Source organism: Methylophilales bacterium MBRSF5, assembly GCA_001044335.1.
GTDB lineage: Bacteria > Pseudomonadota > Gammaproteobacteria > Burkholderiales > Methylophilaceae > BACL14.
On sequence record CP011001.1, the window covers coordinates 83836 to 108551 of the forward strand.

General features: G+C 35.9%; 33 protein-coding genes, 4 tRNA genes and 1 pseudogene. 37 read left to right on the top strand and 1 reads right to left on the bottom strand.

The window, feature by feature from the left end; translation table 11 throughout:
* Window positions 1–21 precede the first annotated feature (21 nt).
* Complete coding sequence (locus tag UZ34_00460; protein ID AKO63962.1) at window positions 22–1113, top strand: hypothetical protein; 1092 nt, start codon at window positions 22–24, stop codon at window positions 1111–1113.
* Between the two features lie 3 nt (window positions 1114–1116).
* Entirely contained in the window at window positions 1117–1788 is a 672-nt protein-coding gene (locus UZ34_00465) for a tRNA (guanine-N7)-methyltransferase (protein ID AKO63963.1), read from the top strand.
* Here UZ34_00465 and UZ34_00470 read toward each other — a convergent pair.
* Window positions 1771–2382, bottom strand: a complete 612-nt coding sequence (locus UZ34_00470) for a GTP-binding protein (protein ID AKO63964.1) — start codon at window positions 2380–2382, stop codon at window positions 1771–1773. The genes UZ34_00465 and UZ34_00470 overlap by 18 nt on opposite strands.
* An 83-nt stretch (window positions 2383–2465) precedes the next feature.
* Here UZ34_00470 and UZ34_00475 point away from each other — a divergent pair, with 83 nt between their 5' ends.
* From UZ34_00475 to UZ34_00645, 35 genes and pseudogenes are all read left to right on the top strand, one after another.
* A complete protein-coding gene (locus UZ34_00475; GenBank protein AKO63965.1) occupies window positions 2466–3065 on the top strand; it encodes a cytochrome C in 600 nt (199 codons plus the stop codon).
* 103 nt (window positions 3066–3168) lie between these two features.
* A complete protein-coding gene (locus UZ34_00480) occupies window positions 3169–5025 on the top strand; it encodes a hypothetical protein (GenBank protein AKO63966.1) in 1857 nt (618 codons plus the stop codon).
* Window positions 5022–6116, top strand: a complete 1095-nt coding sequence (locus UZ34_00485) for a cytochrome C biogenesis protein (protein AKO63967.1) — start codon at window positions 5022–5024, stop codon at window positions 6114–6116. The genes UZ34_00480 and UZ34_00485 overlap by 4 nt, the downstream gene beginning before the upstream one ends.
* Window positions 6117–6160: 44 nt before the next feature.
* On the top strand, window positions 6161–6958 hold the full coding sequence (locus UZ34_00490; protein ID AKO63968.1) for a toluene ABC transporter ATP-binding protein: 798 nt from the start codon (window positions 6161–6163) through the stop codon (window positions 6956–6958).
* A 1-nt stretch (window position 6959) separates the two neighbouring features.
* On the top strand, window positions 6960–7739 hold the full coding sequence (locus UZ34_00495; protein AKO63969.1) for an ABC transporter permease: 780 nt from the start codon (window positions 6960–6962) through the stop codon (window positions 7737–7739).
* Between the two features lie 13 nt (window positions 7740–7752).
* Window positions 7753–8217, top strand: a complete 465-nt coding sequence (locus UZ34_00500) for an ABC transporter substrate-binding protein (GenBank protein ID AKO63970.1) — start codon at window positions 7753–7755, stop codon at window positions 8215–8217.
* A gap of 1 nt (window position 8218) precedes the next feature.
* Window positions 8219–8818, top strand: a complete 600-nt coding sequence (locus UZ34_00505) for a toluene tolerance protein (GenBank protein AKO63971.1) — start codon at window positions 8219–8221, stop codon at window positions 8816–8818.
* On the top strand, window positions 8818–9090 hold the full coding sequence (locus tag UZ34_00510; protein ID AKO63972.1) for a hypothetical protein: 273 nt from the start codon (window positions 8818–8820) through the stop codon (window positions 9088–9090). The genes UZ34_00505 and UZ34_00510 overlap by 1 nt, the downstream gene beginning before the upstream one ends.
* Before the next feature lie 8 nt (window positions 9091–9098).
* The gene (locus UZ34_00515; GenBank protein ID AKO63973.1) at window positions 9099–10016 is read left to right on the top strand and encodes an ABC transporter ATP-binding protein; all 918 of its coding nucleotides are present in this window, start codon (window positions 9099–9101) and stop codon (window positions 10014–10016) included.
* Window positions 10009–10785, top strand: a complete 777-nt coding sequence (locus UZ34_00520; GenBank protein ID AKO63974.1) for a metal-dependent hydrolase — start codon at window positions 10009–10011, stop codon at window positions 10783–10785. The genes UZ34_00515 and UZ34_00520 overlap by 8 nt, the downstream gene beginning before the upstream one ends.
* Before the next feature lie 2 nt (window positions 10786–10787).
* Window positions 10788–11033, top strand: a complete 246-nt coding sequence (locus UZ34_00525) for a BolA family transcriptional regulator (GenBank protein AKO63975.1) — start codon at window positions 10788–10790, stop codon at window positions 11031–11033.
* A 4-nt stretch (window positions 11034–11037) separates the two neighbouring features.
* Window positions 11038–11349 carry a glutaredoxin gene (locus tag UZ34_00530; protein ID AKO63976.1) on the top strand — a complete coding sequence of 104 codons (312 nt, stop codon included), beginning with the start codon at window positions 11038–11040 and terminating at the stop codon, window positions 11347–11349.
* Window positions 11342–12610 carry a UDP-N-acetylglucosamine 1-carboxyvinyltransferase gene (locus tag UZ34_00535; GenBank protein AKO63977.1) on the top strand — a complete coding sequence of 423 codons (1269 nt, stop codon included), beginning with the start codon at window positions 11342–11344 and terminating at the stop codon, window positions 12608–12610. Before UZ34_00530 ends, UZ34_00535 begins: the two co-directional genes overlap by 8 nt.
* Window positions 12611–13246, top strand: a complete 636-nt coding sequence (hisG, locus tag UZ34_00540; GenBank protein ID AKO63978.1) for an ATP phosphoribosyltransferase catalytic subunit — start codon at window positions 12611–12613, stop codon at window positions 13244–13246.
* A complete protein-coding gene (locus tag UZ34_00545) occupies window positions 13243–14547 on the top strand; it encodes a histidinol dehydrogenase (GenBank protein AKO63979.1) in 1305 nt (434 codons plus the stop codon). Before hisG ends, UZ34_00545 begins: the two co-directional genes overlap by 4 nt.
* Window positions 14540–15607 carry a histidinol-phosphate aminotransferase gene (locus UZ34_00550; GenBank protein ID AKO65116.1) on the top strand — a complete coding sequence of 356 codons (1068 nt, stop codon included), beginning with the start codon at window positions 14540–14542 and terminating at the stop codon, window positions 15605–15607. Before UZ34_00545 ends, UZ34_00550 begins: the two co-directional genes overlap by 8 nt.
* Before the next feature lie 53 nt (window positions 15608–15660).
* Entirely contained in the window at window positions 15661–16251 is a 591-nt protein-coding gene (locus UZ34_00555) for an imidazoleglycerol-phosphate dehydratase (protein AKO63980.1), read from the top strand.
* Window positions 16248–16874, top strand: a complete 627-nt coding sequence (hisH, locus tag UZ34_00560; protein AKO63981.1) for an imidazole glycerol phosphate synthase — start codon at window positions 16248–16250, stop codon at window positions 16872–16874. The genes UZ34_00555 and hisH overlap by 4 nt, the downstream gene beginning before the upstream one ends.
* A 3-nt stretch (window positions 16875–16877) precedes the next feature.
* Entirely contained in the window at window positions 16878–17615 is a 738-nt protein-coding gene (locus tag UZ34_00565) for a 1-(5-phosphoribosyl)-5-[(5-phosphoribosylamino)methylideneamino] imidazole-4-carboxamide isomerase (protein ID AKO63982.1), read from the top strand.
* A gap of 1 nt (window position 17616) precedes the next feature.
* Window positions 17617–18372 carry an imidazole glycerol phosphate synthase gene (locus UZ34_00570; protein AKO63983.1) on the top strand — a complete coding sequence of 252 codons (756 nt, stop codon included), beginning with the start codon at window positions 17617–17619 and terminating at the stop codon, window positions 18370–18372.
* Window positions 18372–18761 carry a phosphoribosyl-AMP cyclohydrolase gene (locus UZ34_00575; GenBank protein ID AKO63984.1) on the top strand — a complete coding sequence of 130 codons (390 nt, stop codon included), beginning with the start codon at window positions 18372–18374 and terminating at the stop codon, window positions 18759–18761. Before UZ34_00570 ends, UZ34_00575 begins: the two co-directional genes overlap by 1 nt.
* A 4-nt stretch (window positions 18762–18765) precedes the next feature.
* A complete protein-coding gene (locus tag UZ34_00580; protein AKO63985.1) occupies window positions 18766–19080 on the top strand; it encodes a phosphoribosyl-ATP pyrophosphatase in 315 nt (104 codons plus the stop codon).
* Window positions 19080–19421: an HIT-like protein gene (locus tag UZ34_00585; protein ID AKO63986.1), complete on the top strand. Its 342-nt coding sequence runs from the start codon at window positions 19080–19082 to the stop codon at window positions 19419–19421. Before UZ34_00580 ends, UZ34_00585 begins: the two co-directional genes overlap by 1 nt.
* An 11-nt stretch (window positions 19422–19432) precedes the next feature.
* Entirely contained in the window at window positions 19433–19585 is a 153-nt protein-coding gene (locus UZ34_00590) for a primosome subunit DnaD (GenBank protein ID AKO63987.1), read from the top strand.
* Complete coding sequence (locus tag UZ34_00595) at window positions 19585–19803, top strand: preprotein translocase (protein AKO63988.1); 219 nt, start codon at window positions 19585–19587, stop codon at window positions 19801–19803. The genes UZ34_00590 and UZ34_00595 overlap by 1 nt, the downstream gene beginning before the upstream one ends.
* Window positions 19804–19828: 25 nt before the next feature.
* A complete protein-coding gene (locus UZ34_00600) occupies window positions 19829–20506 on the top strand; it encodes a hypothetical protein (GenBank protein AKO65117.1) in 678 nt (225 codons plus the stop codon).
* An 89-nt stretch (window positions 20507–20595) separates the two neighbouring features.
* A complete protein-coding gene (locus tag UZ34_00605; GenBank protein ID AKO63989.1) occupies window positions 20596–21198 on the top strand; it encodes a ubiquinol-cytochrome C reductase in 603 nt (200 codons plus the stop codon).
* Entirely contained in the window at window positions 21198–22481 is a 1284-nt protein-coding gene (locus tag UZ34_00610) for a cytochrome B (GenBank protein AKO63990.1), read from the top strand. Before UZ34_00605 ends, UZ34_00610 begins: the two co-directional genes overlap by 1 nt.
* Window positions 22472–23182: a cytochrome C gene (locus UZ34_00615; GenBank protein ID AKO63991.1), complete on the top strand. Its 711-nt coding sequence runs from the start codon at window positions 22472–22474 to the stop codon at window positions 23180–23182. The genes UZ34_00610 and UZ34_00615 overlap by 10 nt, the downstream gene beginning before the upstream one ends.
* Before the next feature lie 2 nt (window positions 23183–23184).
* Entirely contained in the window at window positions 23185–23781 is a 597-nt protein-coding gene (locus tag UZ34_00620) for a stringent starvation protein A (GenBank protein AKO63992.1), read from the top strand.
* Window positions 23782–23804: 23 nt separating this feature from the next.
* Window positions 23805–24107, top strand: a pseudogene (locus UZ34_00625) (hypothetical protein).
* Between the two features lie 115 nt (window positions 24108–24222).
* Window positions 24223–24298, top strand: a tRNA-Thr gene (locus UZ34_00630).
* A 93-nt stretch (window positions 24299–24391) separates the two neighbouring features.
* Window positions 24392–24476 (top strand) — tRNA-Tyr (locus UZ34_00635).
* A 45-nt stretch (window positions 24477–24521) separates the two neighbouring features.
* Window positions 24522–24595: transfer RNA gene (locus UZ34_00640), tRNA-Gly, on the top strand.
* A gap of 14 nt (window positions 24596–24609) precedes the next feature.
* Window positions 24610–24684: transfer RNA gene (locus UZ34_00645), tRNA-Thr, on the top strand.
* Window positions 24685–24716 lie beyond the last annotated feature (32 nt).

The window sequence follows — 24716 nt, forward strand, 5'->3', positions numbered from 1 at the left end:
CGATGGTTTTATTGATCAAAAATGAAGTCAGCTCTTAAAAATAAAATTCGAGAAACAATACACAATGAAATGGATGGATCTATTTCATTCTCAAAGTTTATGGATATGTGCCTTTATGACCCAGACGATGGTTATTATTCATCTCAGTTTAATCAGTTTGGGAAACATGGTGATTTTTATACGGCCCCAATGTTAAGCCAAACCTTTGCCAACACATTAACAAAGCAAATTGAACAATGCTTTTCAGAGGTACGGGAAAATGTTTTAGAGATTGGTGCGGGAAATGCACAACTAGCAATAGATGTGATTCTTAACTTATACGAAAGAAATATTTATTTAGATAATTACTATATTCTTGAGAAAAGCCAAGAATTAAAACGATACCAACTTCAAGCATTACGAGACAAATTACCAATCGAGTTATTTAAAAAAGTAACATGGGTTGAGGAGTTTATCGATCAATTTAACGGTGTCATTATTGCCAATGAGTTATTTGATGCAATTGCTACTGATGTATTTTCTTCATTTGAAAACGAGATAATGGAAAAAAAGGTTAAGGTAGATAACCAAAACTTTTCTTGGACGCTGTCTGAAAATAAGAAACAATTTGATTACCAATTATCTTTAGGAGATGGAGCTTTTGACTTTGAATATTCACCGGGCTATCACAAAATATTTTCAGAATTTGCTAAGGCCGAACAAATGGTGTGTTTTATTTTTGATTACGGCATGGATGAAAGACAATTGTTCCATTCAAGTCGACCTCATGGCACATTAAGGGGTTTTAAGAAAAATCTTTTAACAGAAATATTTGAAAATATAGGAGAGCAAGATATCACATACCACGTGAACTTTACTCACCTAGCCTTCTTAACTCAAAAATTTAACCTTAATATATTAGGGTATACACACCAAAGTCATTTCCTTAATAATCTGGGTTTAGAGATTGAAGATACCAATGAAATGACGGATCATTTGAAGTTATTAAGTGATATTAATTTATTGACTAGCCCAGCTGAAATGGGAGAATTGATAAAAGTGATGGCCATTTCAAAAGGTTGCCAATTATCATTAAATGGCTTTATAAATTTTGACAAAACTCATCTTTTGTAATTTATGGAACAAAAAAAACCGATAAGAACTTATGTGAAGAGGCAGGGTAGGCTGACTAAAGCTCAAAAAAATGCAATAGAAGTTCATGGTCCCGAATTCTTAATAGAGTTTAAAGAGGAGTTACTTCAAGAAGAGCAATTATTTTTAACAGAACAACCTCTTTGTTTTGAAATTGGTTTTGGTATGGGAGACGCAACCCATAAGATTGCTCTTGATAATTCTGATATCAATTACATTGTGACGGATGTGCACCAACCTGGTATTGGAAATTTAATTAAATTATCAAGCGCGGATAACTTAACAAATATAAAAATTATTCCCCATGACGCACTTGATGTATTGCAATTCATGATCAAAGATAAAATTTTATCAAAAGTTAATATCTTCTTCCCTGATCCCTGGCACAAAAAAAGACACAATAAGAGAAGGTTGGTGAATGTAGATAATTTGAATTTAATTATTAAAAAGTTACAAGATGGAGGGGTTCTTCATGTCGCAACGGACTGGGAGCCTTATGCCCTAGAAATTATTGAAGTCTTAAAAACCAGTGATAACTTAACATTAACTACCAATAACTTTCACCAAAGACCAGATTTTAGACCAGAAACGAAGTATGAATCTAGAGGGATGCGTCTCGGTCACGCGGTTTGGGATATCTTAGCCACTAAAGGGTAGCCACTTTAGAAAAATATCCTCCACGCTCTCAAGCCCATCTTTTTTGAGACTGGAGAAACTTTGAAAAGTAATAGGCACGTCAAAATTACTATCTTTTAATTTTTGCTTAAATTTTTGTAGTTCTTGATTGGTCTGGCTTCTAGATAATTTATCCGCTTTAGTTAATAAAATATGGATCGGCTTATCTGCTGGAATAAACCATCGAATCATTTGATCATCGAGTGGGGTTAACGAATGCCTTATATCCATAACAATAATCAGACCTACCAATGCTTGTCTTTTTTGTAAGTAATGAGGTAACACAATGTCCCAATGTTTCTTCATGTCCATATTTACTTTTGCAAAACCATAACCCGGAAGATCTACAATCTTAAAATTCTCATTATTATGTAATTGAAAAAAGTTAATTAATTGAGTTCGCCCTGGATGTTTACTCACATAGGCTAATCGATTATGGTTCGCCAATGCGTTAATAGCACTAGATTTACCCGCATTCGAGCGACCAGCAAAAGCGATTTCAAATCCGGTATCCTCAGGCAGATCATCGATAAAATGTGCTGAGTGACTATATTTTAGATTGTGAATTATTGACATATCGACATGATATCAAACTACTATTGAGAAAGCTTTTGGTTTAAAATTATGTTTCTTTAATCAATTAACTATTCAGGTACATTATGTTTCAAAAGCATTTAATTTTTATTATTACTTTAATTTTTCTTAACATGGCGTCAGCGGAAACTATTAATGTTGAAAAGATAGTTCAAAACGTCTGTATGGCTTGTCATGCAATGGATGGCAATAGTGTTGTTGCTGCAAACCCAAAATTATCTGCCCAACACGAGTCTTATTTATACAAACAATTAATGAATTACAAATCTGGTAAGCGAGATAATGCAGTCATGGCAGGGATGGTTGCTAATTTGTCCGAAGATGAGATGAAAGGTTTAGCAGAATATTTTTCTAAACAAGATTTAAAGCTATCCAAGGCAACTTCTAATGGTAAAGGCAGCCTTGGAGAAAAAATTTTTAGAGCAGGCATCAAGGAAAAAAAAGTTCCAGCATGTGCAGGTTGCCATGGACCGTCTGGACACGGTATTCCCTCAAAATTTCCGAGACTGAATGCACAGCACGCTGATTACATAAAAACCCAATTACAAAACTTTTCAGTTGGGTTGCGAGCAAATGACTCTGAGAAAGTCATGAGAATGATTGCAGAAAAATTATCAGAAAAAGAAATGGAAGCTGTGTCTGATTACATTCAAGGCCTGCAATAATCATTCGAACATTTGTGAATATCATCTGTCATTAGTAGTAATATCAACATTATTTAATTCTGTAGTGGCTAAAACAAGATCATTTATAAATCTTTTGAGTACAATGCGCTTCGCTATCACAATGCTAAGTGTTGTAGCAATTGCATCCATCATCGGTACAGTCGTCAAACAAAGCGAACCTTATAATAACTACCTCATTCAATTCGGACAATTTTGGTTTCCAATTTTTGAAGTATTTGATGTTTATAATATATACCAGGCTTTTTGGTTCTTAATAATTTTATTATTCCTAGTAGTCTCAACTTCCCTTTGTGTGTCGAGAAATTCTCCAAAAATAATTAAAGATATTCGTCGATTTCAGGGTAACTTAAGTCACAATTCTTTCAAAAAATTTAAAAATTATTATGAGTTCTCATCAGACCATTCTTTAAATTCCATATCAGCAATTCTTAACAAAGAAGGCTTTCGAATCAAAGCTGGTATGGATAAGGATACTCTTGTAGCAAAAAAGGGAGACCTTCAAAAGCTTGGGTACATATTTACTCATCTTGCCATCATTGTAATCAGTATCGGTGGTATTCTAGATGGAAATCTATACTTTAAACTTCAGGAATCTTTTGGGTTCAAAAAAATTGAATCAAGAAACCTCAAGTTTAGCGAGGTCCCAGATGAGAGTCAGTTAGATAGCAATAATTTTTCCTACCGTGCAACATTGCTATTAAACGAGCAAGAAAAAAATGACAAGGCCCTATTAAGGGTAAAAGACGGTTATCTTGTTCAACATCTTCCTTTTGAAATTAAATTGGATAAGTTTCATATTGAGCACTACTCCACTGGCCAACCAAAGGCCTTTTTGAGCGATATTAAAATTCGCAAAGACGGACAGGAGTTCACAGAAACCATTTCTGTTAATAAACCATTTACTATGGATGGCATAACGATTTATCAATCTGACTTTCAAGATGGCGGCTCTAAACTAGATTTGACGCTAATGGATCTATTTAATCGCTATCAACCCATGAGCTTATCCTCTGAAGTGTACAAACAAAATTCATTTAATACGGATCAGCAAGATTATGTTTTTGAGTTTGATGATTTTAGAGAATTTAATATTTTTCAGATTGAAAAAGACGGTAAATTAAAAACACAGAATATAGGCCCGAGTGTAGTATATAAATTCAGAAACTCTTCCGGGCAAGCGGTAGAGTATCAAACATACCAAAACCCGATTCCTGAAAATGAAAAATTCTTTTTTATGAGTGGAGTGCGAAAGGATTTACAAACTGAACTTAAGTTTTTACGCATCCCTGCAGATAATGACCTTTCGCTACAAGGCTATCAAACCTTTTTAAAAAACATTCGATCAGAAGAATTATTACTTAAAAATATAAACAAACTGGCTGATCAAGCAAGCTCTCTCAATAGTGTTGAGGCAAAAGATAGTTTTAAAAAAAATACCCAAGATATATTTAATGTTTATTTAAAGAGTGGGTATTCTGGTCTTGCAAGAATGATTGAAGATTCAGTTGCTGTTGAGAATCAAGAATCGGTTGCTGACTCTTATATTAAAATTATTTACTTTCTTGCTGAGTCAATGAATCAAGAACTAATTACCAATAACTTAGTGGAAAATAATTTTTTCCAGGATGCTTTAAATGCCTATAGTGACAGCTTTTTCTATGGCGCTAGTCCATTTTTGATTTTAAATGAATATGAAAAAATTTATGCTAGTGGAATGCAATTGACCAAAGACCCAGGGAAAATATGGGTTTATCTTGGATCTTTATTTTTAGTAATTGGAATTTTTTGTATGATTTATGTCCAAGAAGTTCGTTTGTGGCTGATAAAAAAATCACCGAGGAAGTTTGCTGTTGCGATGGCATCTAATCGCGAGCATGTCGACTTCAATAACTACTGCAAACAGTTGACAGAAAAGTTAAGGGTTAATAAGAAAAAATGATCATCAATGCACTATTTATTTTATCTATTTTGTTTTCAGGAATTTATAGCTTTATAAATTTTAGAGGATTCATGGATGTGTATGAGGTAGCAATTCTTATTTTCTCAGTGCCGGTTTTTATTTGGCTTGGTTATTTCTGGAGTTCTTTTAGAAAATTATTTCTAGCAATATTTTTTCTCACCATTCTTTCGGTAGTTCTCTTTCAACATGATCTCCAAATGCAGGAGACAAACTTTTTCTTGAAATATTTTTTGTCTAGCCAATCACTGATCATGTGGATGACATTTTTTTTCCCGTTGAGTCTCACAGCCTATTTGTATTCATCATTTAAATCGAATCAATTTAGTGCAAACTTGGGTTCAAATTTTTCATGGATAGCTCTGACAGCAGGCTTTACTGGCCTGATGGTAAGGTGGTATGAATCATACCTTATTAGTTTGGATGTTGGGCATATTCCAATTAGTAACCTATACGAGGTATTTGTTTTATTTTGCTTGATCACGGGAGCTATGTACCTCTATTATGAGCAAAAGTCACAAACAAAAAAGTTAGGCAGCTTTGTCTTGATTATTATTAATGCAGCTGTTGCCTTTATCCTTTGGTATACCTTTGCTAAAAATGCAGATGCGATTCAGCCTCTTGTACCTGCACTTCAATCTTATTGGATGAAAATTCATGTACCAACTAATTTCATTGGCTATGGAGCTTTTTCAATTTCCGCAATGATAGCGGTAGCCTATCTATTAAGAAATCAATCTCTAGTAAAAAATATTTTACCGAGTGAGTATGTGATGGAAGACTTGATGTACAAATCGATCGCGATCGGGTTTATCTTTTTTACGATTGCAACCATTTTGGGCGCCATCTGGGCGGCAGAAGCCTGGGGTGGTTATTGGTCTTGGGATCCAAAAGAAACTTGGGCGCTCATTGTTTGGCTCAACTATGCCGCATGGCTTCACCTAAGGTTGGTCAAAGGTTTGCGAGGCGACGTATTAGCATGGTGGTCTGTGATTGGACTGCTCATAACAACGTTTGCCTTCATCGGGGTCAATCTTTTCCTATCAGGACTTCACTCCTACGGAGAGCTTTAAGCTCATAAGATTTCAACTATAAAATCATGTAAAATATCCTTACTATGAAAAAGGATTTAATCGTTTCAATCAAAGATCTTGCCTTCGGGTATGCCGAAAGACAAATCCATAAGAAAATAAATATGAATTTCCATCGTGGCAAAGTCGTTGCCATTATGGGTGGAAGTGGCTGTGGTAAAACTACGATACTGAGGTTGATTGGAGGTCAAATCAAACCAACCTCAGGACATGTTGAAGTGGATGGGCAAATAGTTCATGAACAAGGTCGAAAGGGTATTTATGAGCTGAGACGAAAAATGGGAATGTTGTTTCAACACGGAGCCCTTTTTAGTGATTTAAGTGTTTTTGAAAATGTGGCTTTTCCGATTAGGGAGCACACAAACTTAAGTGAAGAGATTATCAAAGATTTGGTCCTGATGAAGCTAAATGCGGTTGGACTTCGCGGAGCAAATCAATTAATGCCAACAGAACTTTCTGGAGGCATGGCGAGAAGAGTTGCTCTTGCCAGAGCTGTGGCATTAGACCCAGATATCATTATGTACGACGAACCCTTTGCTGGACTCGATCCAATATCAATGGGTGTTATCTGCGATTTAATCAGAACCTTGAATGATGCCTTGGGAGCAACATCAATTATTGTGACTCATGATGTCACAGAAACTTTTGCATTTGCGGATTATATCTATTTTATTGCTGACGGAATTGTCGCTGCTGAAGGATCGCCAAGTGATCTTAAGAAATCTCAACTTCCTTTTGTAAAACAATTTATCCATTCGCAAAAAGATGGTCCAGTTCCATTCCATTATCAGGCCAATGATTATTCACAGGATTTAAGGTTATAAGATGTTAAATTTTTTTGAAAAAATTGGCAGCGCCATTAGATCAAAAATAACTCGCTTGGGCGCAGCGACACGATTATTTTTTAGCATTATTAGTTACTCATCAGATAGTTTTAAAAGATTTAATCTTACGATTAGAGAAATTTATTTCACCGGTGTCTTATCCTTGGTCATTATTGTTGTGTCCGCATTTTTTGTTGGCATGGTATTAGGCCTTCAAGGGTATTACACATTACAAAAATACGGATCTTCTGAAGCAATTGGAGTTTTAGTGGCTTTAGCGCTTGTGAGAGAATTAGGCCCTGTCGTCACAGCACTATTGTTCGCTGGTCGGGCCGGAACTGCCATTACTGCAGAAATTGGACTAATGAAAGCGACCGAACAATTATCGGCAATGGAAATGATGGCGGTCAGTCCGATAGCTAGAATTGTAGCGCCTCGATTCTGGGCAGGTATCATCACAATGCCACTCCTGGCTTCAATTTTTTCGATGGTCGGTGTTTTAGGAGGATATGTTGTTGCGGTGCCGTTGATTGGCGTGGACGAGGGAGCTTTTTGGTCACAAATGCAAGCCAATGTCGACTTTAATTATGATATTGTGAACGGTTTTATTAAGAGTGTGGTTTTCGGAATTGCATGTACCATTATTGCTCTTTTTGAGGGTTATGATGCACCGCCCACTGCTGAAGGCGTGAGTCGTGCAACAACCAGAACGGTTGTGACATCATCATTAGCCGTTCTTGGATTGGATTTTGTGTTAACTTCATTTATGCTAACAGTATAGGTAGGGAAATTTTATGGACAGAATTAAATTAGATGCTTGGGTCGGAATATTTGTTGCACTTGGATTAATTGCTTTAATGGGCCTGGCAATGAAAGTTGGCAACTTAACATCTAATGACATTAAGACCACATACTATGTCACAGCAAATTTTGAAAACATTGGAGGCTTAAAACCACGGGCTCCAGTAAAATCTGCCGGAGTAGTGGTCGGTCGTGTGGATTCAATTGTGTTTGACACGAAGATGTATGAGGCTATCGTTACCATGAGTATCGACGAGAGGTATGTTTTTCCGAAAGATACTTTTGCTAATATTTACACAGCAGGTCTTTTGGGTGAGCAGTACATAGGACTTGAAGCTGGAGGAGATCCGGACAATCTTGAAGCCAATGATAAAATTACCCAAACTCAAGACGCCGTTGTTCTGGAGAAGCTCATTAGTCAATTCTTATACAGTCAGGCATCCAAGGAGGAAGAATAAAATGAATTTCTTTAAGTATCTTTTATTAAGTTTTTTTATTTCGTTATCATTCACATCAATTGCAGAGGATGGACCCTTGGAGTTGGTGCAAAAAACTGCTGATGATGTGTTATCTGTTCTAAAATCAGATCAGTCCTTACAAGAAGATAAAGAAAAAATATATCAGCTAGCTGAAGAGAAAATCCTACCAAATTTTGATTTAGATCGTATTTCAATGCTTGTTTTAGGAAAGGCTTGGAGAAAGATCAATGAAGATCAGCAGCAAAAGTTTAAAGCTGAGTTTAAAACCATGTTACTCAGAACTTATGCAGTCGCCCTGGGTAAATATAAAGATCAAGAGATTGATTTCAAGCCGCTCCGTATGGAACCAACAGATAATAAAGTAACGGTTAAATCACAAATTATTCAAGATGGAGCACAACCAATTTCTGTGGATTACACCCTCGCAAAAAAAGATAATGCATGGAAGGTATTTGACATTGTGATTGAGGGAGTAAGTTTAGTTACTAACTACCGGTCTCAATTTGCTAGCGAAATAAAAAATAATGGCATTGATTCTCTTATTAGTAAATTAGTTGAAAAAAATAACAAAGGGGACTGATGGAGATTAGTCAAGATAAATGGAGTTTTTCTGGGGACTACACTTTCAATGAAATCCCTATTCATATTGAACAGCTCAATCAGACCTCAATTGATAACCCAATCATTCTAGATTTTACAAAATTAAAAAATATTGATACCTCGCTCCTTAGTTTTATTTTTGAGATTAAGAGAAAAGCTAATTTATCAAATCAATCCGTCAAGCTAAGTAAAATCCCAAAAAACTTGATTAATCTTGCCTCATTGTATGGGGTTGAGAAATATCTTAAGTAACAATCATAATAAAAATGAAAAAAGCAATTGTTTTTAAAAACATAAAAAAAACCTATGGTACTTACGAAGCGGTTAAGGGAATCAATTTGTCAATCGAGCAAGGCGAATTTTTTGGGCTACTTGGACCAAATGGAGCTGGGAAATCAACCCTGATTAATATGTTGGCAGGGATTGTCAAGCCAACATCTGGAACAATAAAGGCAATGGGTTTTGATGTTGAGAAGCAGTATCAAGAATCCAGACATTCTCTTGGCATAGTCCCACAAGAATTAGTATTTGACCCATTTTTTAATGTTCGTGAAATGTTGAGATTTCAAGCTGGATATTTTGGTAAAGGTAAAGAGAATTATGATTGGATTGATGAGGTCCTAGAAAAATTAGATCTTCATGACAAAGCTTCAACAAATATGAGAAAGTTGTCAGGTGGAATGAAAAGAAGAGCCCTGATTGCTCAGGCTTTAGCTCACCGTCCCCCAATTATTGTTTTAGACGAACCTACTGCGGGGGTGGATGTTGAATTGCGACAAAGACTTTGGGAGTTTATGAAGGAATTGAATTCGCAAGGTCACACCATTGTATTAACAACTCATTATCTAGAGGAAGCAGAAAATTTATGTGGACGAATAGCAATGGTCAATCATGGTAAATTAGTTGCTCTAGATAATACAAAAAAATTAATCCGAAATAATTCATCCAAAAATTTAAATATTAAAATTGATAAAAAAGATAAAGGAAAAATCTTAAAAACCCTAAAAGGGTTTGATGTATTAATTGAGGATGAAATGCTCACTATTACATTAGAAAAAATAGATGAACTGAATTGCATAATTACATTATTGAAAAAAAATAAAGTAAATTTTTTTGATATACAAACTACAGAGCCTGACTTAGAGAAAGTGTTTTTACAAATTACAAAAAATGATTAATTGGAAAATACAATTAAAAGGTACGTGGACTCTTCTGAAAAAAGAGTTAATGAGATTTTGGCGAGTTGTTTTTCAAACAGTCGCAGCTCCAGTCATAACTGGAATCTTATATTTGCTAATTTTTTCTCATGTTCTTGATAGCAGGACAGAGGTATATGAAGGCGTTCCATACAGTGCATTTTTGATTCCAGGTTTAATTATGATGTCATTATTGCAAAATGCATTTGCAAATAGTTCTTCAAGCTTGGTCCAATCAAAAGTAATGGGGAATATAGTATTCATTTTATTAACCCCATTAACTTACATCCAATTTTTTATTGCCTTCTTGATTGCGTCGATCGTTAGGGGATTGTTTGTTGGTCTTACCATTTATTTATTAGCGATAATTTACATTGATTTACCCCTAATGCATCCATGGTTTATTATTTCATTTTCAATTTTAGGCGGGGCATTGCTTGGGACATTTGGTATTTTGGCTGGGATCTGGGCTGACAGATTTGATCAAATGGCAGCCTTTCAGAATTTTGTAATTATGCCATTATCTTTTCTATCAGGTGTTTTTTACTCGATTCATTCACTACCCCCAGTATGGCAAAGCATTTCAAAATTTAATCCATTTTTCTATATGATTGATGGTTTTCGCTATGGATTTTTTGGCCAATCCGACATCTCACCATTTATAAGTATGGGGATAGTGCTTACTTTTTTTATCATACTGGCCAGTTTATCAATCCGACTTTTAAAAACAGGATATAAATTAAGAGGATAGTCATGCATAAAGATGAAATAAAAAAAGTAATTGAAAAAGGTATTGATTGTCACCATATAGATGTTATGGGTGATGATGGAGCTCATTTTGAAGCATTAGTAATTAGCAATCAGTTTTTAAATTTAAACCGGGTGCAAAGACATCAGTTGGTGTATCAATCTCTCGGAGATTTAATGAACGAAAAGATACACGCGTTATCACTAAAACTGTACGATCTTTCTGAATGGAATCAAATTAAAGGAGAATAAGCAAATGAATGCTCAGGAAAAAATAAAAAGCATGATTGATGATAATAAAGTCATGTTGTTTATGAAAGGGGATAGAAAATTTCCTCAATGTGGCTTTTCAGGGATGGCTTGTCAGATTCTTGATCATGTTGGTGTGGAATATACGACCAATAATGTCTTAGATGACAATGAGATCAGGGAGAGTGTCAAGGTGTTTTCAAATTGGCCAACCATACCTCAACTCTATGTTAATGGTGAGTTTATTGGCGGCGCGGACATTATGAGAGAAATGTTTGAATCTGGTGAGTTGAAACAGCTGTTAGAACAAGTTGGATAGGTTAAAAATAACGGGAGGCTTTCCACTCTATGGTGAGGTAGAAATATCTGGAGCTAAAAATGCTGCCTTACCTATTTTAATTGCTTCTATATTGTCTTCTAGTCAGGTTGATATTTCAAATGTTCCAAAGCTAAAAGATATAGACACAACCATTAGATTATTAGAGTTCTTGGGAGTCAGTATTGATCACTCTGACGGAAATGTATCGTTAATAGCTAACAATATTTCAAAAACTGAAGCTCCATATGATTTAGTTAAAACCATGCGGGCGTCTATTTTGGTTTTGGGACCCCTTTTGTCAAGATTTGGGCGAGCTCATGTCTCTTTGCCGGGTGGTTGTTCAATTGGAGCTCGGCCAGTAGATTTGCATATCCAAGCGTTAGAAAAAATGGGAGCGAATATTTCTATACATAATGGATATATTGATGCGAGCACAGAGCATCTGCCTAACAAAAAACTTATTGGTACAAAAATATTTATGGATCAAGTGAGTGTAACGGGCACTGAAAATATAATGATGGCAGCAACCTTGGCACATGGGAAAACATTCATTGAGAACGCAGCAAGGGAACCTGAGGTGGAAGATCTGGGTAATCTTTTAATCAGCATGGGCGCCAAAATCAAAGGATTAGGAACTGATGTTATTGAGATTGAGGGCGTCGCTGCATTGAATGGATCCCAGTATAAAGTGATGTTTGATCGAATTGAAGCTGGGACGTATATGGCTGCTGCTGTTGTCAGCGGTGGAGAAGTAAAATTAAAAAATATTGATCCTCGTAAAATGGAATCTGTTATTGAAAAGATTAAACAAACTGGCGCTAATGTAATTGAGGCACCGACAGAGATCACGATTAAAAAAGAAAATCAGCCAATAAAACCAGTGAATATCAGAACGGGCGTTTACCCACTTTTTCCAACTGACATGCAGGCTCAGTTCATGGCAATCAATGTTCTCGCGGATGGCCCATCAGAAATTACTGAAACGATATTTGAAAATCGATTTATGCATGTCCAAGAACTGGTAAGAATGGGAGCAAGTATCGATGTTAAAGGAAACACTTCTTTTGTGAAGGGTGTTCAAGCCATTGATGGAGCTAATGTAATGGCGACTGACTTAAGAGCATCAGCCTCATTGGTGATTGCTGGTTTAGCGGCCAAAGGGGAGACAATTATTGAGCGGATCTACCACTTGGACCGAGGTTATGAGAGAATTGAAGAAAAATTAAATAAGCTTGGCGCTAAAGTTGAAAGATTGAGTTAAATGTTAACAATTGCATTATCTAAAGGAAGAATATTTCAAGAGACACTTCCCTTGCTTCAAGGGGCCGAAATAGAGTGTAAAGAGAATCCGGAAACATCCAGAAAATTAATCTTAAATACAAATAATAAGAATATTCGATTATTAATTGTTCGGGCATCAGACGTGCCAACATATGTAGAATGTGGTGGAGCAGATATAGGAATTGCTGGAAAAGATGTTTTGGATGAGTTTGATTCTGCTAATCTCTATCAAATTTGTGATCTTAAAATTGCTAAATGCAAAATGATGGTTGCCGGACCCAAGAGTTATGATTATCAAAAAGCGATGCAACAAAAGTCAAGATTAAAGGTGGCAACTAAATATACAAAAATTACTAAGGAATTTTTTGCTCAAAAGGGAACTCATATCGATGTTATTAAACTTTATGGGTCCATGGAACTAGCACCTCTCGTTTCGATGAGTGATTTGATTGTTGATTTAGTTAGCTCAGGACAGACTCTAAAAGCGAATAATTTGGTTGAATATGAAAAAATTTCCGATATTTCATCCCAGCTTATCGTTAACAAAGCATCTTTAAAGTTAAAATTAGATGAAATACAACCAATCATTAATGCAATTAAAAATACTGTCAAATGAAAATTAAAACCTTAAAGCAAGCTGATAACAATTTTTATCAGTCGTTACAGAATGCTCTATCTTTTGATGAAGAAGATAATAGCCAGATACAACAAACGGTAAAAGATATCGTTCAAATTGTAAAAGTTAATGGCGATCAATCACTTTTAGAGTTTACAAAAAAATTTGATAAAGTGGATTTAACGGATCCAAGCGATCTAGAGCTCCCAAGCAGCATTCTAAAAGAAGCTTATGATTCATTAGACACCACAACACAAAATGCGCTTAATGAATCTGCACAAAGAATTAAAAATTATCACGAAAAACAAGTGCAAGACTCATGGAGCTACAAAGAAGAGGATGGAACCGTACTTGGTCAGAAAATTACAGCTTTGGATTCAGTTGGATTATATGTCCCTGGTGGAAAAGCATCGTATCCATCTTCAGTTTTAATGAATGCAATTCCGGCAAAGGTTGCAGGTGTAAAAAATCTTGTCATGGTTGTACCAACACCCAATGGTGAGAGAAATGCATTAGTTTTAGCAGCCGCATATGTAGCTAATGTGGACCGAGTATTCACTATTGGTGGCGCTCAAGCTGTTGCTGCGCTTGCTTATGGAACGAACACAATCCCCCAAGTTGACAAAATCGTTGGGCCTGGGAATGCTTATGTTGCAGAGGCCAAGAGAGTAGTTTTTGGAACAGTAGGTATCGATATGATTGCTGGCCCTTCAGAAATTTTAGTCATTACCGATGGAAAGACTGACCCAGACTGGTTAGCGATGGATCTATTTTCTCAGGCGGAACATGACGAGTTAGCTCAAGCAATCCTCATATCATCGGACCCCAGTGTGTTTGAAAAAGTGATACTCAGTATTAATAAACTGATAGATACTATGCCAAGAAAAGAGATTATCTCCACCTCATTACAAAACAGGGGATTGTTTATACAGGTTGATAATTTGCATGAAGCAGCCGAGGTATCTAACTACATTTCACCAGAACACCTGGAATTATCTGTACAAGATCCTGAATCATTATTACGAAATATTAATCATGCAGGTGCTATTTTTATGGGAATAAATACATGTGAGTCTGTTGGAGATTATTGTGCGGGACCGAATCATGTATTACCTACCTCGAGAACGGCAAGATTTTCTTCACCATTAGGTGTGTATGATTTTCAAAAAAGATCTAGTATCATTAATTTGTCCGCGAGAGGGGCGACAAGACTTGGGAAAATTGCGTCAGTGATGGCTGAAGGTGAGGGGTTATTCGCTCATGCAAGATCAGCTGATTACAGAGTTAAGGCTGATGAGTAAATTCTGGAGCCAGTTTGTTAAAGATTTGGATCCCTATATTCCAGGTGAGCAGCCCCAGGGTGAGATAAGATTAAAATTAAACACAAATGAAAATCCATACCTACCAGCACCCAAAGTTATCGAAGAGATCCAGAATCATGGATCAGATCGAATAAATCTATACCCAGATCCTGAGTCCAATATTTTAAGAAGTACAATTGCAACATACCATGATGTTGATATATCGAATGTATTTGTTGGCAATGGTTCTGATGAAATTTTAGCTTTTATCTTTTATGGTTTTTTTAAAAATAAAAAGAACTTACTGTTTCCTGATATCACTTACAGCTTTTACCCGGTATATGCCAAATTATTTGAAATTAGATACCAACAAATTCCATTAAATAATGATTTTGAAATAGATTTATCTTTGTATCATCACGAAAATTCAGCAGTCATCTTTCCAAATCCTAATGCACCAACAGGTATTCCAATTCCCGGAAAAAAAATAGAAGATTTTCTGCAAGATAATCAAACATCCATTATTGTTGTGGATGAGGCCTATGTTGATTTTGGTACGGACTCCTCTGTGAGTTTGGTGAAAAAATATAAAAATTTAGTGGTGACTAGGTCCATGTCAAAATCCAGATCTCTGGCAGGATTAAGAGTTGGTTATGCAATTGGGGATACAACTTTAATTGATGGATTAATAAGAATAAAAAATAGTTTTAACTCATATCCACTAGATAGAATTGCCCAAAAAGCATCCGTTACATCTTTTCAGGAAGATAACTATTTTAATGAGACATGTAAAAAAATTATTGAAACAAGAAATCGATTTATTAAAGCTTTAGAGAATCTTCAATTTTCTGTATTGCCATCTGGTGGCAATTTTATTTTTGCTCAACCACCATCGCCATTATCGGCAAATACAATTTACTCCCAACTAAGAGATATAGGTATTTTGGTAAGATATTTTAGTCAACCTGAAAAATTGAAAAATTTTTTAAGAATTACTATAGGGACCGATCAACAAATGGATTTATTTGTTGGTGAGCTAAAAAAAATAATAAACCAGTGAAATAATTTGTTTAATATAAGTTAAAATTTGGTTAAAAATAATTATGAGATATTATGAGTAGAAATTCTTCAGTAGAGCGTAATACCAAAGAAACGCAAATCAAAATTAATTTGAATTTAGACGGCACAGGTATTTCCAAACTAGAATCAGGCATTGGTTTTTTGGATCACATGCTCGATCAAATTGCCCGTCATGGATTAATTGATCTTGAGGTACAGGCAAAAGGTGATTTACACATTGATGCGCACCATACAGTTGAAGATATCGGCATTACTATGGGACAAGCTTTTGCCAAGGCAGTCGGTGATAAAAAAGGCATTACTCGATATGGCCACTGTTACGCACCATTGGATGAAGCGCTGTCCAGAGTTGTGGTGGATATCTCAGGCAGACCAGGCCTCGAATTAAACGCTAATTTCAAAAGAGCATTGATTGGGGAATTTGATGTTGACTTGATTTATGAATTCTTTCAAGGTTTTGTCAATCACGCATTAATTACCTTACATATTGATAATCTCAGAGGCGATAATGCTCATCATCAGGTAGAAACAATCTTTAAAGCATTCGCTCGAGCCCTAAGAATGGCTCTCACCATTGACCCAAGACAGGCCGATCAACTTCCTTCAACAAAAGGGGCTTTATAGCAAGATCAATGATTGCAATTGTTGATTATGGGATGGGTAATCTTAGATCTGTTTTTAATGCATTTAAAAAAGTATCGCCTAATCAAAAGATTTTAGTCACTTCTGATCCAAAATTAATACAAGCTGCGGATAAGGTGGTATTCCCTGGACAAGGAGCGATGCCTGATTGTGTGAGGGAGCTATCAGAGAGAAATTTAACTGAATCTGTCATTGATGCGGCAAGAAATAAGCCATTTTTGGGAATATGCATCGGTTTGCAAATGTTAAATAATTTCTCTGAGGAGGGAAATATTAAGGGGTTGGGGATTATTGATGGGAGAGTCCTAAAATTTAAACCTAAAAATCATTTCAACAAGGTACCTCACATGGGTTGGAATGAAGTCCATCGCCCTAAAAATCATTTCATGTGGAATGGCATTCCTAATAACGAGAGATTTTATTTTGTCCACAGCTATTACGTTCAGCCTCAAAGCAGAAGCCTTGTGGCTGGTGAATGTGTTTATGAGAAGCCCTTTTGTTGCGCTGTCAGTAAAGATAATATTTTTGCAGTTCAATTTCATCCAGAAAAAAGTTCACAGGCTGGGCTACAATTATTACAAAATTTTACAAGATGGAAAGTTTAAATTATGCAAGTAATTCCTGCGATTGATCTAAAAGAAGGAAAGTGTGTTCGCCTTAAACAGGGCCTAATGGACCAGGCAACCATATTTTCAGAACATCCAGCAGAAATGGCTGCCCACTGGAAATCAAAGGGCGCTAAAAGATTACATCTAGTTGACTTAGATGGAGCTTTTGCGGGCCAACAAAAAAATCTACCAGTAATTCGTGAGGTGATACAAGAAATGGGAGGTGTCCCCATTCAACTTGGCGGCGGCATTAGAAATTTAGATACCGTTGAGAGTTTAATTAATGCAGGAATTGATTCAGTCATTATCGGTACAGCAGCAATAACTAACCCAGGTTTTTTGCATGAGGCATGCTTTGCGTTTCCAGGTCAAATTATTGTTGGATTGGATGCAAAAAATGGTGAGGTGGCAATTAACGGATGGGCAAAAATGACAGGCCATACGGTATTTGAGATGGCTGAAAAATTTGAGGATTATGGAGTGGCCTCTATCATTTATACAGATATTGGACGGGATGGCATGTTAGAAGGAATCAATATTGACGCAACAGTTGAGTTAGCTGAGCGAGGAAATGTTCCAATTATCGCTAGCGGAGGATTATCAAACATCAAAGATATCGAAGATTTATGTGCAGTAGCCAATGTTGGAATAAAAGGGGTGATTGCCGGAAGGTCGATATACGAAGGGACCCTTGATTTTAGTGAGGCTAATAAACTAGCCGAGCAGCTGACGGGATAAAATATTGCTAGCGAAAAGAATTATTCCTTGTCTTGATGTTACAAATGGCCGAGTTGTAAAAGGCGTTAATTTTGTCGACTTGATTGATGCAGGTGATCCGGTAGAAATCGCAAAAAAATACAACGACCAAGGCGCTGATGAATTAACATTTCTTGATATCACTGCAAGCTCAGATAATAGAGATTTGATTTTGGGTATTATTGAGCGTGTTGCCGAGCAGGTATTTATTCCTCTAACTGTTGGCGGAGGGGTCAGGGCTGTAAATGATGTAAGGAGACTTTTAAATGCGGGAGCAGATAAGGTCAGTATTAATACAGCAGCCATTAACAACCCATCACTTGTATCCAATGCAGCGGATAGGTTTGGTTCTCAATGTATTGTTGTTGCCATCGATGCAAAAAAAACTGGAAACGACTGGGAGATCTTTACTCACGGAGGACGAAACCCAACAGGATTAAATGCTATTTCATGGGCAAAAGAGATGGTGAGACGAGGTGCAGGGGAGTTATTAATCACCAGTATGGATAAAGATGGAACAAAATCTGGTTTTGACAATGAATTGAATGCTGTCATTTCATCAGAAGTGGATGTCCCAATTATTGCCTCTGGTGGTGTAGGTAATTTAGATCATCTCGTTGATGGCATAATAGAAGGTAAAGCAGATGCAGTTTTAGCAGCCAGCATATTTCATTTTGGTGAATACACGATAACGGAAGCTAAAAATCATATGCGCCACAAAAAGATTGAGGTTAGATGATGAATGTTTTTGATCAAATAAAATGGAATGATCAAGGTTTGATCCCCGCTATACTTCAGGATAATAATTCGATGAAGGTTGTCATGATGGCTTGGATGAATGAAGAAGCTTTGTCTAAGACTATTGAAACTAAACAGTGTTATTTTTATTCCCGATCAAGGAATAAGATTTGGCTCAAAGGGGAAGAGTCAGGTAATTTTCATAACGTGGTGAGTATTCTTGTAGACTGTGACATTGATTCATTACTCGTTAAGGTTAATGTCAAGAGTGGCATATCATGTCATACGGGAAGGAATTCATGTTTTTATAATGAAATTAGTGATAATGGAGATACAATAAATATTATTGAAGAGGTATTGAAAGACCCAAAATTAATTTACAAGAAATAAAGTCATGAGCGAGTTAGAACAATTACAACAATTAATAGAAAGTAAAAAAGATAGCGACCCGTCATTATCTTATACAGCGAAATTATTTTCTCAAGGAATTGAAGAAATTCAAAAAAAATTTGGCGAGGAATCAATTGAGCTAATTATTGCTTCTAATCAAGATAATAAAAAAAATGTGATTAATGAATCGGCCGATGTTCTCTATCACCTTCTTGTGTTGTTATCAGAAAAATCAGTTACCCTAAAAGAGGTAATCAGTGAACTTGGGAGAAGATCTGGCATGTCTGGACTAGAGGAAAAAGCTGGCAGGAATAAGTGATGACTTCATGTATTTTTTGCAAAATCGTCAATAAAGAACTCCCTGCAACCATTGTCTATGAAGATGATGAATTCTTGGCATTTAATGACATTAACCCCATCGATAAAGTCCATATCCTAATTATTCCCAAACAACATATTGAAAATCTAATCTCTGCTGAAAAAGACGGAGTGGATTCAGAAATTTTTGGAAGAATGCTGATGCTTGGAACCAAGCTTGCAAAAGAAAGTGGTTTGGAAGGTTTTAGAACGATGATTAATTCAGGCGCCAGCGGTGGTCAGGAAGTGTTTCACATCCATTTCCATGTTTATGGTGGTAGCAGTCAACTCAAAAAAATATAAGGAGATTGAGTATGCCCGGTTTTAAAGAATTATTAATTATTTTGGTGGTTGTATTGATTATATTTGGCGCCGGAAGATTAAAAAATATTGGAAAGGATCTTGGGGCTGCCATAAAAAATTTCAAAGAGGGTATGTCTGACAAGTCGGATAAAAAAGATAAATAATGTTTGATATATCTTTTTCTGAATTTATTCTTGTTGTCGTTGTTTTTGTATTGTTCGTAAATCCAAAAAATATTCCAAAAATTTCTCATTACCTCGGAACAATATTTAAAAAAATTAACCATCTATTTTTTAATGTCAAAGAAGAAATTTTTCGTGAGGAGACATTTAAGAAGTTAAAAAAAATTGAAAAAGAAATCTTTTCAAAGAATGAAAAATAAATTTAGTTTTCTTGATCATTTTTTTATTTTTAAAAAACTCCTGTTAAGATTAATTATTGTTTTTTCGGTATTATTTTCACTCTTTTTTTACAACCACCAAGTTTTATATGATTTTTTTTCTGATCCTCTACTGAGAGGTATTAACCTTTTTGGCGGTGAGATAATTGCCACTCAATTGTTATCTACTTTTATTGTTCCCATGAAACTTTCTTTTTTATCAGCGTTTTATTTAACCTTCCCATATTTGATTACTGAGTTGTGGTTTTTTATAAAACCGGGATTATATGAAGGAGAAAAAAGTTTTGCAAAAAAAATATTTTTAATTAGCGCTGTTTTAATTTTTGCGGCTTTTGTATTTTGTTTTTATGTAGTATTTCCCGAAATTATTAATTTTTTTATGAGCTTTGCCCCTGATGGTTTAAATTTAAAAATTGATATTAATTTTTATCTAGAACTCCTGGTAAATTTAATCTTTGCATTTACTATAGCTTTTCAAATACCTGTCATTGTAATTTTTTTGGTTAAACTGAAAGTTCTTGACATTTCTAAAATAAAGAAAGCGCGACCATATTTATATGTTTTTTCATTTATCCTTGCGGCGATTCTTACGCCACCAGATGTGTTATCACAAATATTTTTAGCACTCCCAATGATTTTATTATTTGAATTAGGCTTGATCTTATCTAAAGTCATATCAAAATAAACCATTTTCATATACTGGTTGAATTTAGTGAGTCAAATTTTGTATAATAGGTCCTCAATTCTGAATTTACATTTCTCAAAAGGAAATTAATGTCGAAAAAAGATAAAGGTTTTGACAAAGACCGAAGAAAATTTTTGTTAACCGCTACTGCTCTTACAGGTGGTCTGGGAGTTGCAGCAGCTGGAATCCCATTTGTTTCAAGTATGACTCCAAGTGAAAAGGCTAAGGCTGCGGGAGCATCTGTAGAGGTGGACACCTCAAAAATTAAAAAGGGCGAGCTAATTACTACGGAGTGGAGGGGTCAACCTGTTTGGGTGTTAAATAGAACAGATGAGATGATCCAATCACTTCCAAAGTTAGATAAAAACTTGGCAGATCCAGATCTCAAAGTGACCTCCCAACAACCTAAGTATTGTCAAAATGCTACACGTTCGATTAAGTCCGATATGTTAGTTGTAGTTGGCATATGCACTCACCTTGGTTGTTCACCATCGGCCAAAATAGAGCCAAAAGGTGATATGGGTGATGATTGGACTGGCGGCTTTTTCTGTCCTTGCCATGGATCAAAATTTGATCTCGCGGGAAGAGTTTATAAGGGCTCTCCTGCACCGACAAACCTTGTAGTCCCTCCACATAAATATATTGATGAAAATACTATATTGATTGGTGAAGATTCAAAGGAAGAAGCATAATGCAAAAAAATAATGGATTTATGAGTTGGGTTGATCAGAGACTTCCTGTTTCATCTTTTATTAAAAATCACCTAACGCACTACTACGCGCCAAAAAATTTTAATTTTCTGTATTTCTTTGGAGCGTTGGCTATCGTCTTATTTGTTCTGCAAATTTTGACAGGAATTTTCCTTACCATGCACTATAAACCAGATGCGCTTCATGCATTTGCCTCGGTGGAATACATCATGAGAGATGTCTCGTTTGGTTGGGTTATTCGGTATATGCATTCGACAGGGGCATCATTATTTTTTGTTGTGATTTATATGCATATGTTCAGGGCGCTTATTTATGGATCATATAAGCAGCCCCGAGAATTGTTATGGATCTTTGGAGTACTGATCTTCCTATTACTCATGGCAGAGGCTTTCTTTGGGTATCTACTTCCCTGGGGTCAGATGTCTTATTGGGGAGCTCAGGTCATTGTCAATTTATTTGCTACCGTTCCTTTTATTGGTCCAGATTTAGCAGAATGGGTGAGGGGTGACTATCTCGTTTCAGATGCAACACTCAACAGATTTTTTGCTTTTCATGTGATTGCACTCCCGCTTGCATTAGCTGGCCTTATTTTCCTTCATTTAGCTGCATTACATTCAGTAGGTTCGAACAATCCTGATGGTATTGAAATCAAAGAAAATAAAGATAAGAAGACCGGTATTCCTTTGGACGGCATTCCGTTTCATCCTTACTATACAGTTAAGGATTTAATTGGTCTAACTGTGTTTTTGATTGTTTTTGCTTCGATTATATTTTTTATGCCTGAGGTTGGCGGATACTTTTTAGAACATAATAACTTTGTTCCAGCTGACCCGCTTGTGACCCCTGCCCATATTGCTCCAGTATGGTATTTCACCCCATTCTATTCAATCTTGCGTGCTGTTCCTCCTATTTTGAATAGCCAATTTCCGGGAGTCGCTGCTATGGGCGCTGCAGTATTGATCCTGTTCCTTGTTCCATGGTTGGATAAAAGCAAAGTGAAGTCCATCAGATATAAAGGAAGTTTATATAAAAAATGGATTATTGCCTTTGTCATTAGTTTTTTAGTGCTCGGCTATCTTGGGACTGTTCCATCCAATATCTGGGGACAAATGCCGAATTTCATTCCTCTTCTAGGCGGACTTGATTGGGCAACATTTGTTGCTAGAATTTTCACTGTCATCTACTTTGCTTTCTTTATTTTAATGCCTTGGTATAGCAAAAAAGATAAGACAAAACCAGTTCCGAAGAGAGTGACATACAAATGAAAAAATTTATCGCAATTTTAATTGCCTTTATGATGGGTCTACATAATAGTATTTCTTTTTCAGCAGATGGTTCCTATCATTTAGATAATGCAAAAATAAATTTAGACGATGAACAGTCTCTGCAACGAGGGGCGAGGAATTTCATCAATTATTGTTTAAATTGTCACAGCGCTAATTACATGAGATACAACAGGCTAGCTGACATTGGTCTGAGCGATGATGTGATTAAAGAGAATTTGCTTTTCACTGCAGAGAAAACAGGTGAGTTAATGGATATCAATATGGACAGCACAGAAGCTAAAAAATGGTTTGGTGCTAACCCCCCCAATTTAACTGTTACGGCAAGATCTAGAGGTAAAGATTGGATCTATAGCTATTTAAGAACATTTTATGTAGATGAATCCAGAGAGCTTGGATGGAATAACTTAGTCTATCCAAATGCAGCAATGCCGCATGTCTTATGGGAGTTACAAGGCATTCAGAATTTGGAAGACAACAAATTAAAATTAACCAAGTCCGGGTTATTGTCTGCTGAGGAGTATGATCAATTCGTATTGGATACAACGAACTATATGGTTTTTATGGCAGAGCCAGCTAAATTGGTGCGACATAAAATAGGTTACTACGTCATCGGTTTTCTTTTAATCTTATTGATCTTAGTAATTAATTTAAAAAAAGAATTTTGGAAAGATATTAAATAATTATGATGAAGCTTTATTCGCATTCCACTAATCCTCTGAGTCATAGATGTAGGATTGTTTTATTTGAAAAAGGTATGGACTTCGAGGTGATCGATGTTGACATGGATAATAAACCAGATGAGTTGACTACATTGAGTCCATACGTTGATTCTCCAGTATTAATAGAACGTAACCTAGTTCTTACTGATCCAAATATCATTAATGAGTATATTGATGAGAGATTTCCGCATCCACAGTTGATGCCGCCTGATCCGATCATGCGAGCTCGTGCAAGGCTTTTTTTGAAGGATTTTGAAAATCAGCTTTTTATTCACATGACAGATTTAGAAGGAGCTGATGCTGCAAAAAAAAATAAAGCAATTAAAAATATTACTGAAGGATTGCTGCAGTTAGTCCCAATTTTAAATAAGCAGCCGTATCTTTTATATGATGAATATTCAATGCTTGACGTGGCAATGGCTCCATTACTTTGGAGGTTAGATCACTACGGTATAAAACTTCCATCAAGTGCAAAACCATTAATGAAATATGCTGATTCATTATTTAATCGCCCATTATTTGATGAGGCGATGACACCTGCTGAAAAAGCAATGAGATAAGTTATTTCATAATCCAATTTAACATGGATAAAAAAAAACCTTATCTCATCAAGGCTATATATGATTGTTGTTTAAATGAAAATACAACACCTTTCTTGTCAGTCAGATTGATGGGTAAGTCTGTTGTTCCAGTTCAATTTATAAATGAAGCTGAATTGACGTTAAATATTTCAGCTTCAGCAACCAAAGACCTCTCTTTTAATAAAAACGATATTTCTTTTAAAGCAAGATTTAATGGAGTGGAGGAGCATATGTCTATAGCTTACATTGAAATAACTGCAATATTTTCAAAGGAAGATGGGGACGGGCTTCTCTTTGAAATTCCCTCAAATAATGAAGTCTCAAAAGAAAACTCAAATAAAAACCCGCATTTAAAAGTAATCAAGTAAATTTTTGTTCAATTTTTATAAAAAAGTTGTTATAGTAACGTTCTTTTCAATCGCCGGATTAGCTCAGTTGGTAGAGCAGCGCACTTGTAATGCGAAGGTCGTCAGTTCGAATCCGACATCCGGCACCACTTTTACAAAAAAATTATTTAAAAAAATCATCATAAACCCTTATTTTTGTTTGACATTTCAATAATTTAAATGGATAATTTCGGGTTCGGTTGGGAGGGGTGGCCGAGTGGTTAAAGGCGACGGACTGTAAATCCGTTCTCTCTGAGTACGTAGGTTCGAATCCTACCCCCTCCACCATTTAATTCTGTAAGACAGATTTTACATGGGTATTCGGAGGATAAAGCGGGCGTAGTTTAATGGTAAAACCTCAGTTTTCCAAACTGATCTCGTGGGTTCGATTCCCATCGCCCGCTCCAGAATTAAAGGAATCGCCCATGTGGCTCAGTGGTAGAGCACTCCCTTGGTAAGGGAGAGGTCGCGGGTCCGATTCCCGCCATGGGCACCAGAGTAGTTTGTTTATTTTAAAGAGTAATTTTT

Coding starts and splice junctions, on each gene's coding strand:
- UZ34_00460 (AKO63962.1), top strand. CDS start 22: ATGAAGTCAGCTCTTAAAAATAAAATTCGAGAAACAATACACAATGAA.
- UZ34_00465 (AKO63963.1), top strand. CDS start 1,117: ATGGAACAAAAAAAACCGATAAGAACTTATGTGAAGAGGCAGGGTAGG.
- UZ34_00470 (AKO63964.1), bottom strand. CDS start 2,382: ATGTCAATAATTCACAATCTAAAATATAGTCACTCAGCACATTTTATC.
- UZ34_00475 (AKO63965.1), top strand. CDS start 2,466: ATGTTTCAAAAGCATTTAATTTTTATTATTACTTTAATTTTTCTTAAC.
- UZ34_00480 (AKO63966.1), top strand. CDS start 3,169: ATGCGCTTCGCTATCACAATGCTAAGTGTTGTAGCAATTGCATCCATC.
- UZ34_00485 (AKO63967.1), top strand. CDS start 5,022: ATGATCATCAATGCACTATTTATTTTATCTATTTTGTTTTCAGGAATT.
- UZ34_00490 (AKO63968.1), top strand. CDS start 6,161: ATGAAAAAGGATTTAATCGTTTCAATCAAAGATCTTGCCTTCGGGTAT.
- UZ34_00495 (AKO63969.1), top strand. CDS start 6,960: ATGTTAAATTTTTTTGAAAAAATTGGCAGCGCCATTAGATCAAAAATA.
- UZ34_00500 (AKO63970.1), top strand. CDS start 7,753: ATGGACAGAATTAAATTAGATGCTTGGGTCGGAATATTTGTTGCACTT.
- UZ34_00505 (AKO63971.1), top strand. CDS start 8,219: ATGAATTTCTTTAAGTATCTTTTATTAAGTTTTTTTATTTCGTTATCA.
- UZ34_00510 (AKO63972.1), top strand. CDS start 8,818: ATGGAGATTAGTCAAGATAAATGGAGTTTTTCTGGGGACTACACTTTC.
- UZ34_00520 (AKO63974.1), top strand. CDS start 10,009: ATGATTAATTGGAAAATACAATTAAAAGGTACGTGGACTCTTCTGAAA.
- UZ34_00525 (AKO63975.1), top strand. CDS start 10,788: ATGCATAAAGATGAAATAAAAAAAGTAATTGAAAAAGGTATTGATTGT.
- UZ34_00530 (AKO63976.1), top strand. CDS start 11,038: ATGAATGCTCAGGAAAAAATAAAAAGCATGATTGATGATAATAAAGTC.
- hisG (AKO63978.1), top strand. CDS start 12,611: ATGTTAACAATTGCATTATCTAAAGGAAGAATATTTCAAGAGACACTT.
- UZ34_00545 (AKO63979.1), top strand. CDS start 13,243: ATGAAAATTAAAACCTTAAAGCAAGCTGATAACAATTTTTATCAGTCG.
- UZ34_00550 (AKO65116.1), top strand. CDS start 14,540: ATGAGTAAATTCTGGAGCCAGTTTGTTAAAGATTTGGATCCCTATATT.
- UZ34_00555 (AKO63980.1), top strand. CDS start 15,661: ATGAGTAGAAATTCTTCAGTAGAGCGTAATACCAAAGAAACGCAAATC.
- UZ34_00565 (AKO63982.1), top strand. CDS start 16,878: ATGCAAGTAATTCCTGCGATTGATCTAAAAGAAGGAAAGTGTGTTCGC.
- UZ34_00575 (AKO63984.1), top strand. CDS start 18,372: ATGAATGTTTTTGATCAAATAAAATGGAATGATCAAGGTTTGATCCCC.
- UZ34_00580 (AKO63985.1), top strand. CDS start 18,766: ATGAGCGAGTTAGAACAATTACAACAATTAATAGAAAGTAAAAAAGAT.
- UZ34_00585 (AKO63986.1), top strand. CDS start 19,080: ATGACTTCATGTATTTTTTGCAAAATCGTCAATAAAGAACTCCCTGCA.
- UZ34_00590 (AKO63987.1), top strand. CDS start 19,433: ATGCCCGGTTTTAAAGAATTATTAATTATTTTGGTGGTTGTATTGATT.
- UZ34_00595 (AKO63988.1), top strand. CDS start 19,585: ATGTTTGATATATCTTTTTCTGAATTTATTCTTGTTGTCGTTGTTTTT.
- UZ34_00605 (AKO63989.1), top strand. CDS start 20,596: ATGTCGAAAAAAGATAAAGGTTTTGACAAAGACCGAAGAAAATTTTTG.
- UZ34_00610 (AKO63990.1), top strand. CDS start 21,198: ATGCAAAAAAATAATGGATTTATGAGTTGGGTTGATCAGAGACTTCCT.
- UZ34_00620 (AKO63992.1), top strand. CDS start 23,185: ATGATGAAGCTTTATTCGCATTCCACTAATCCTCTGAGTCATAGATGT.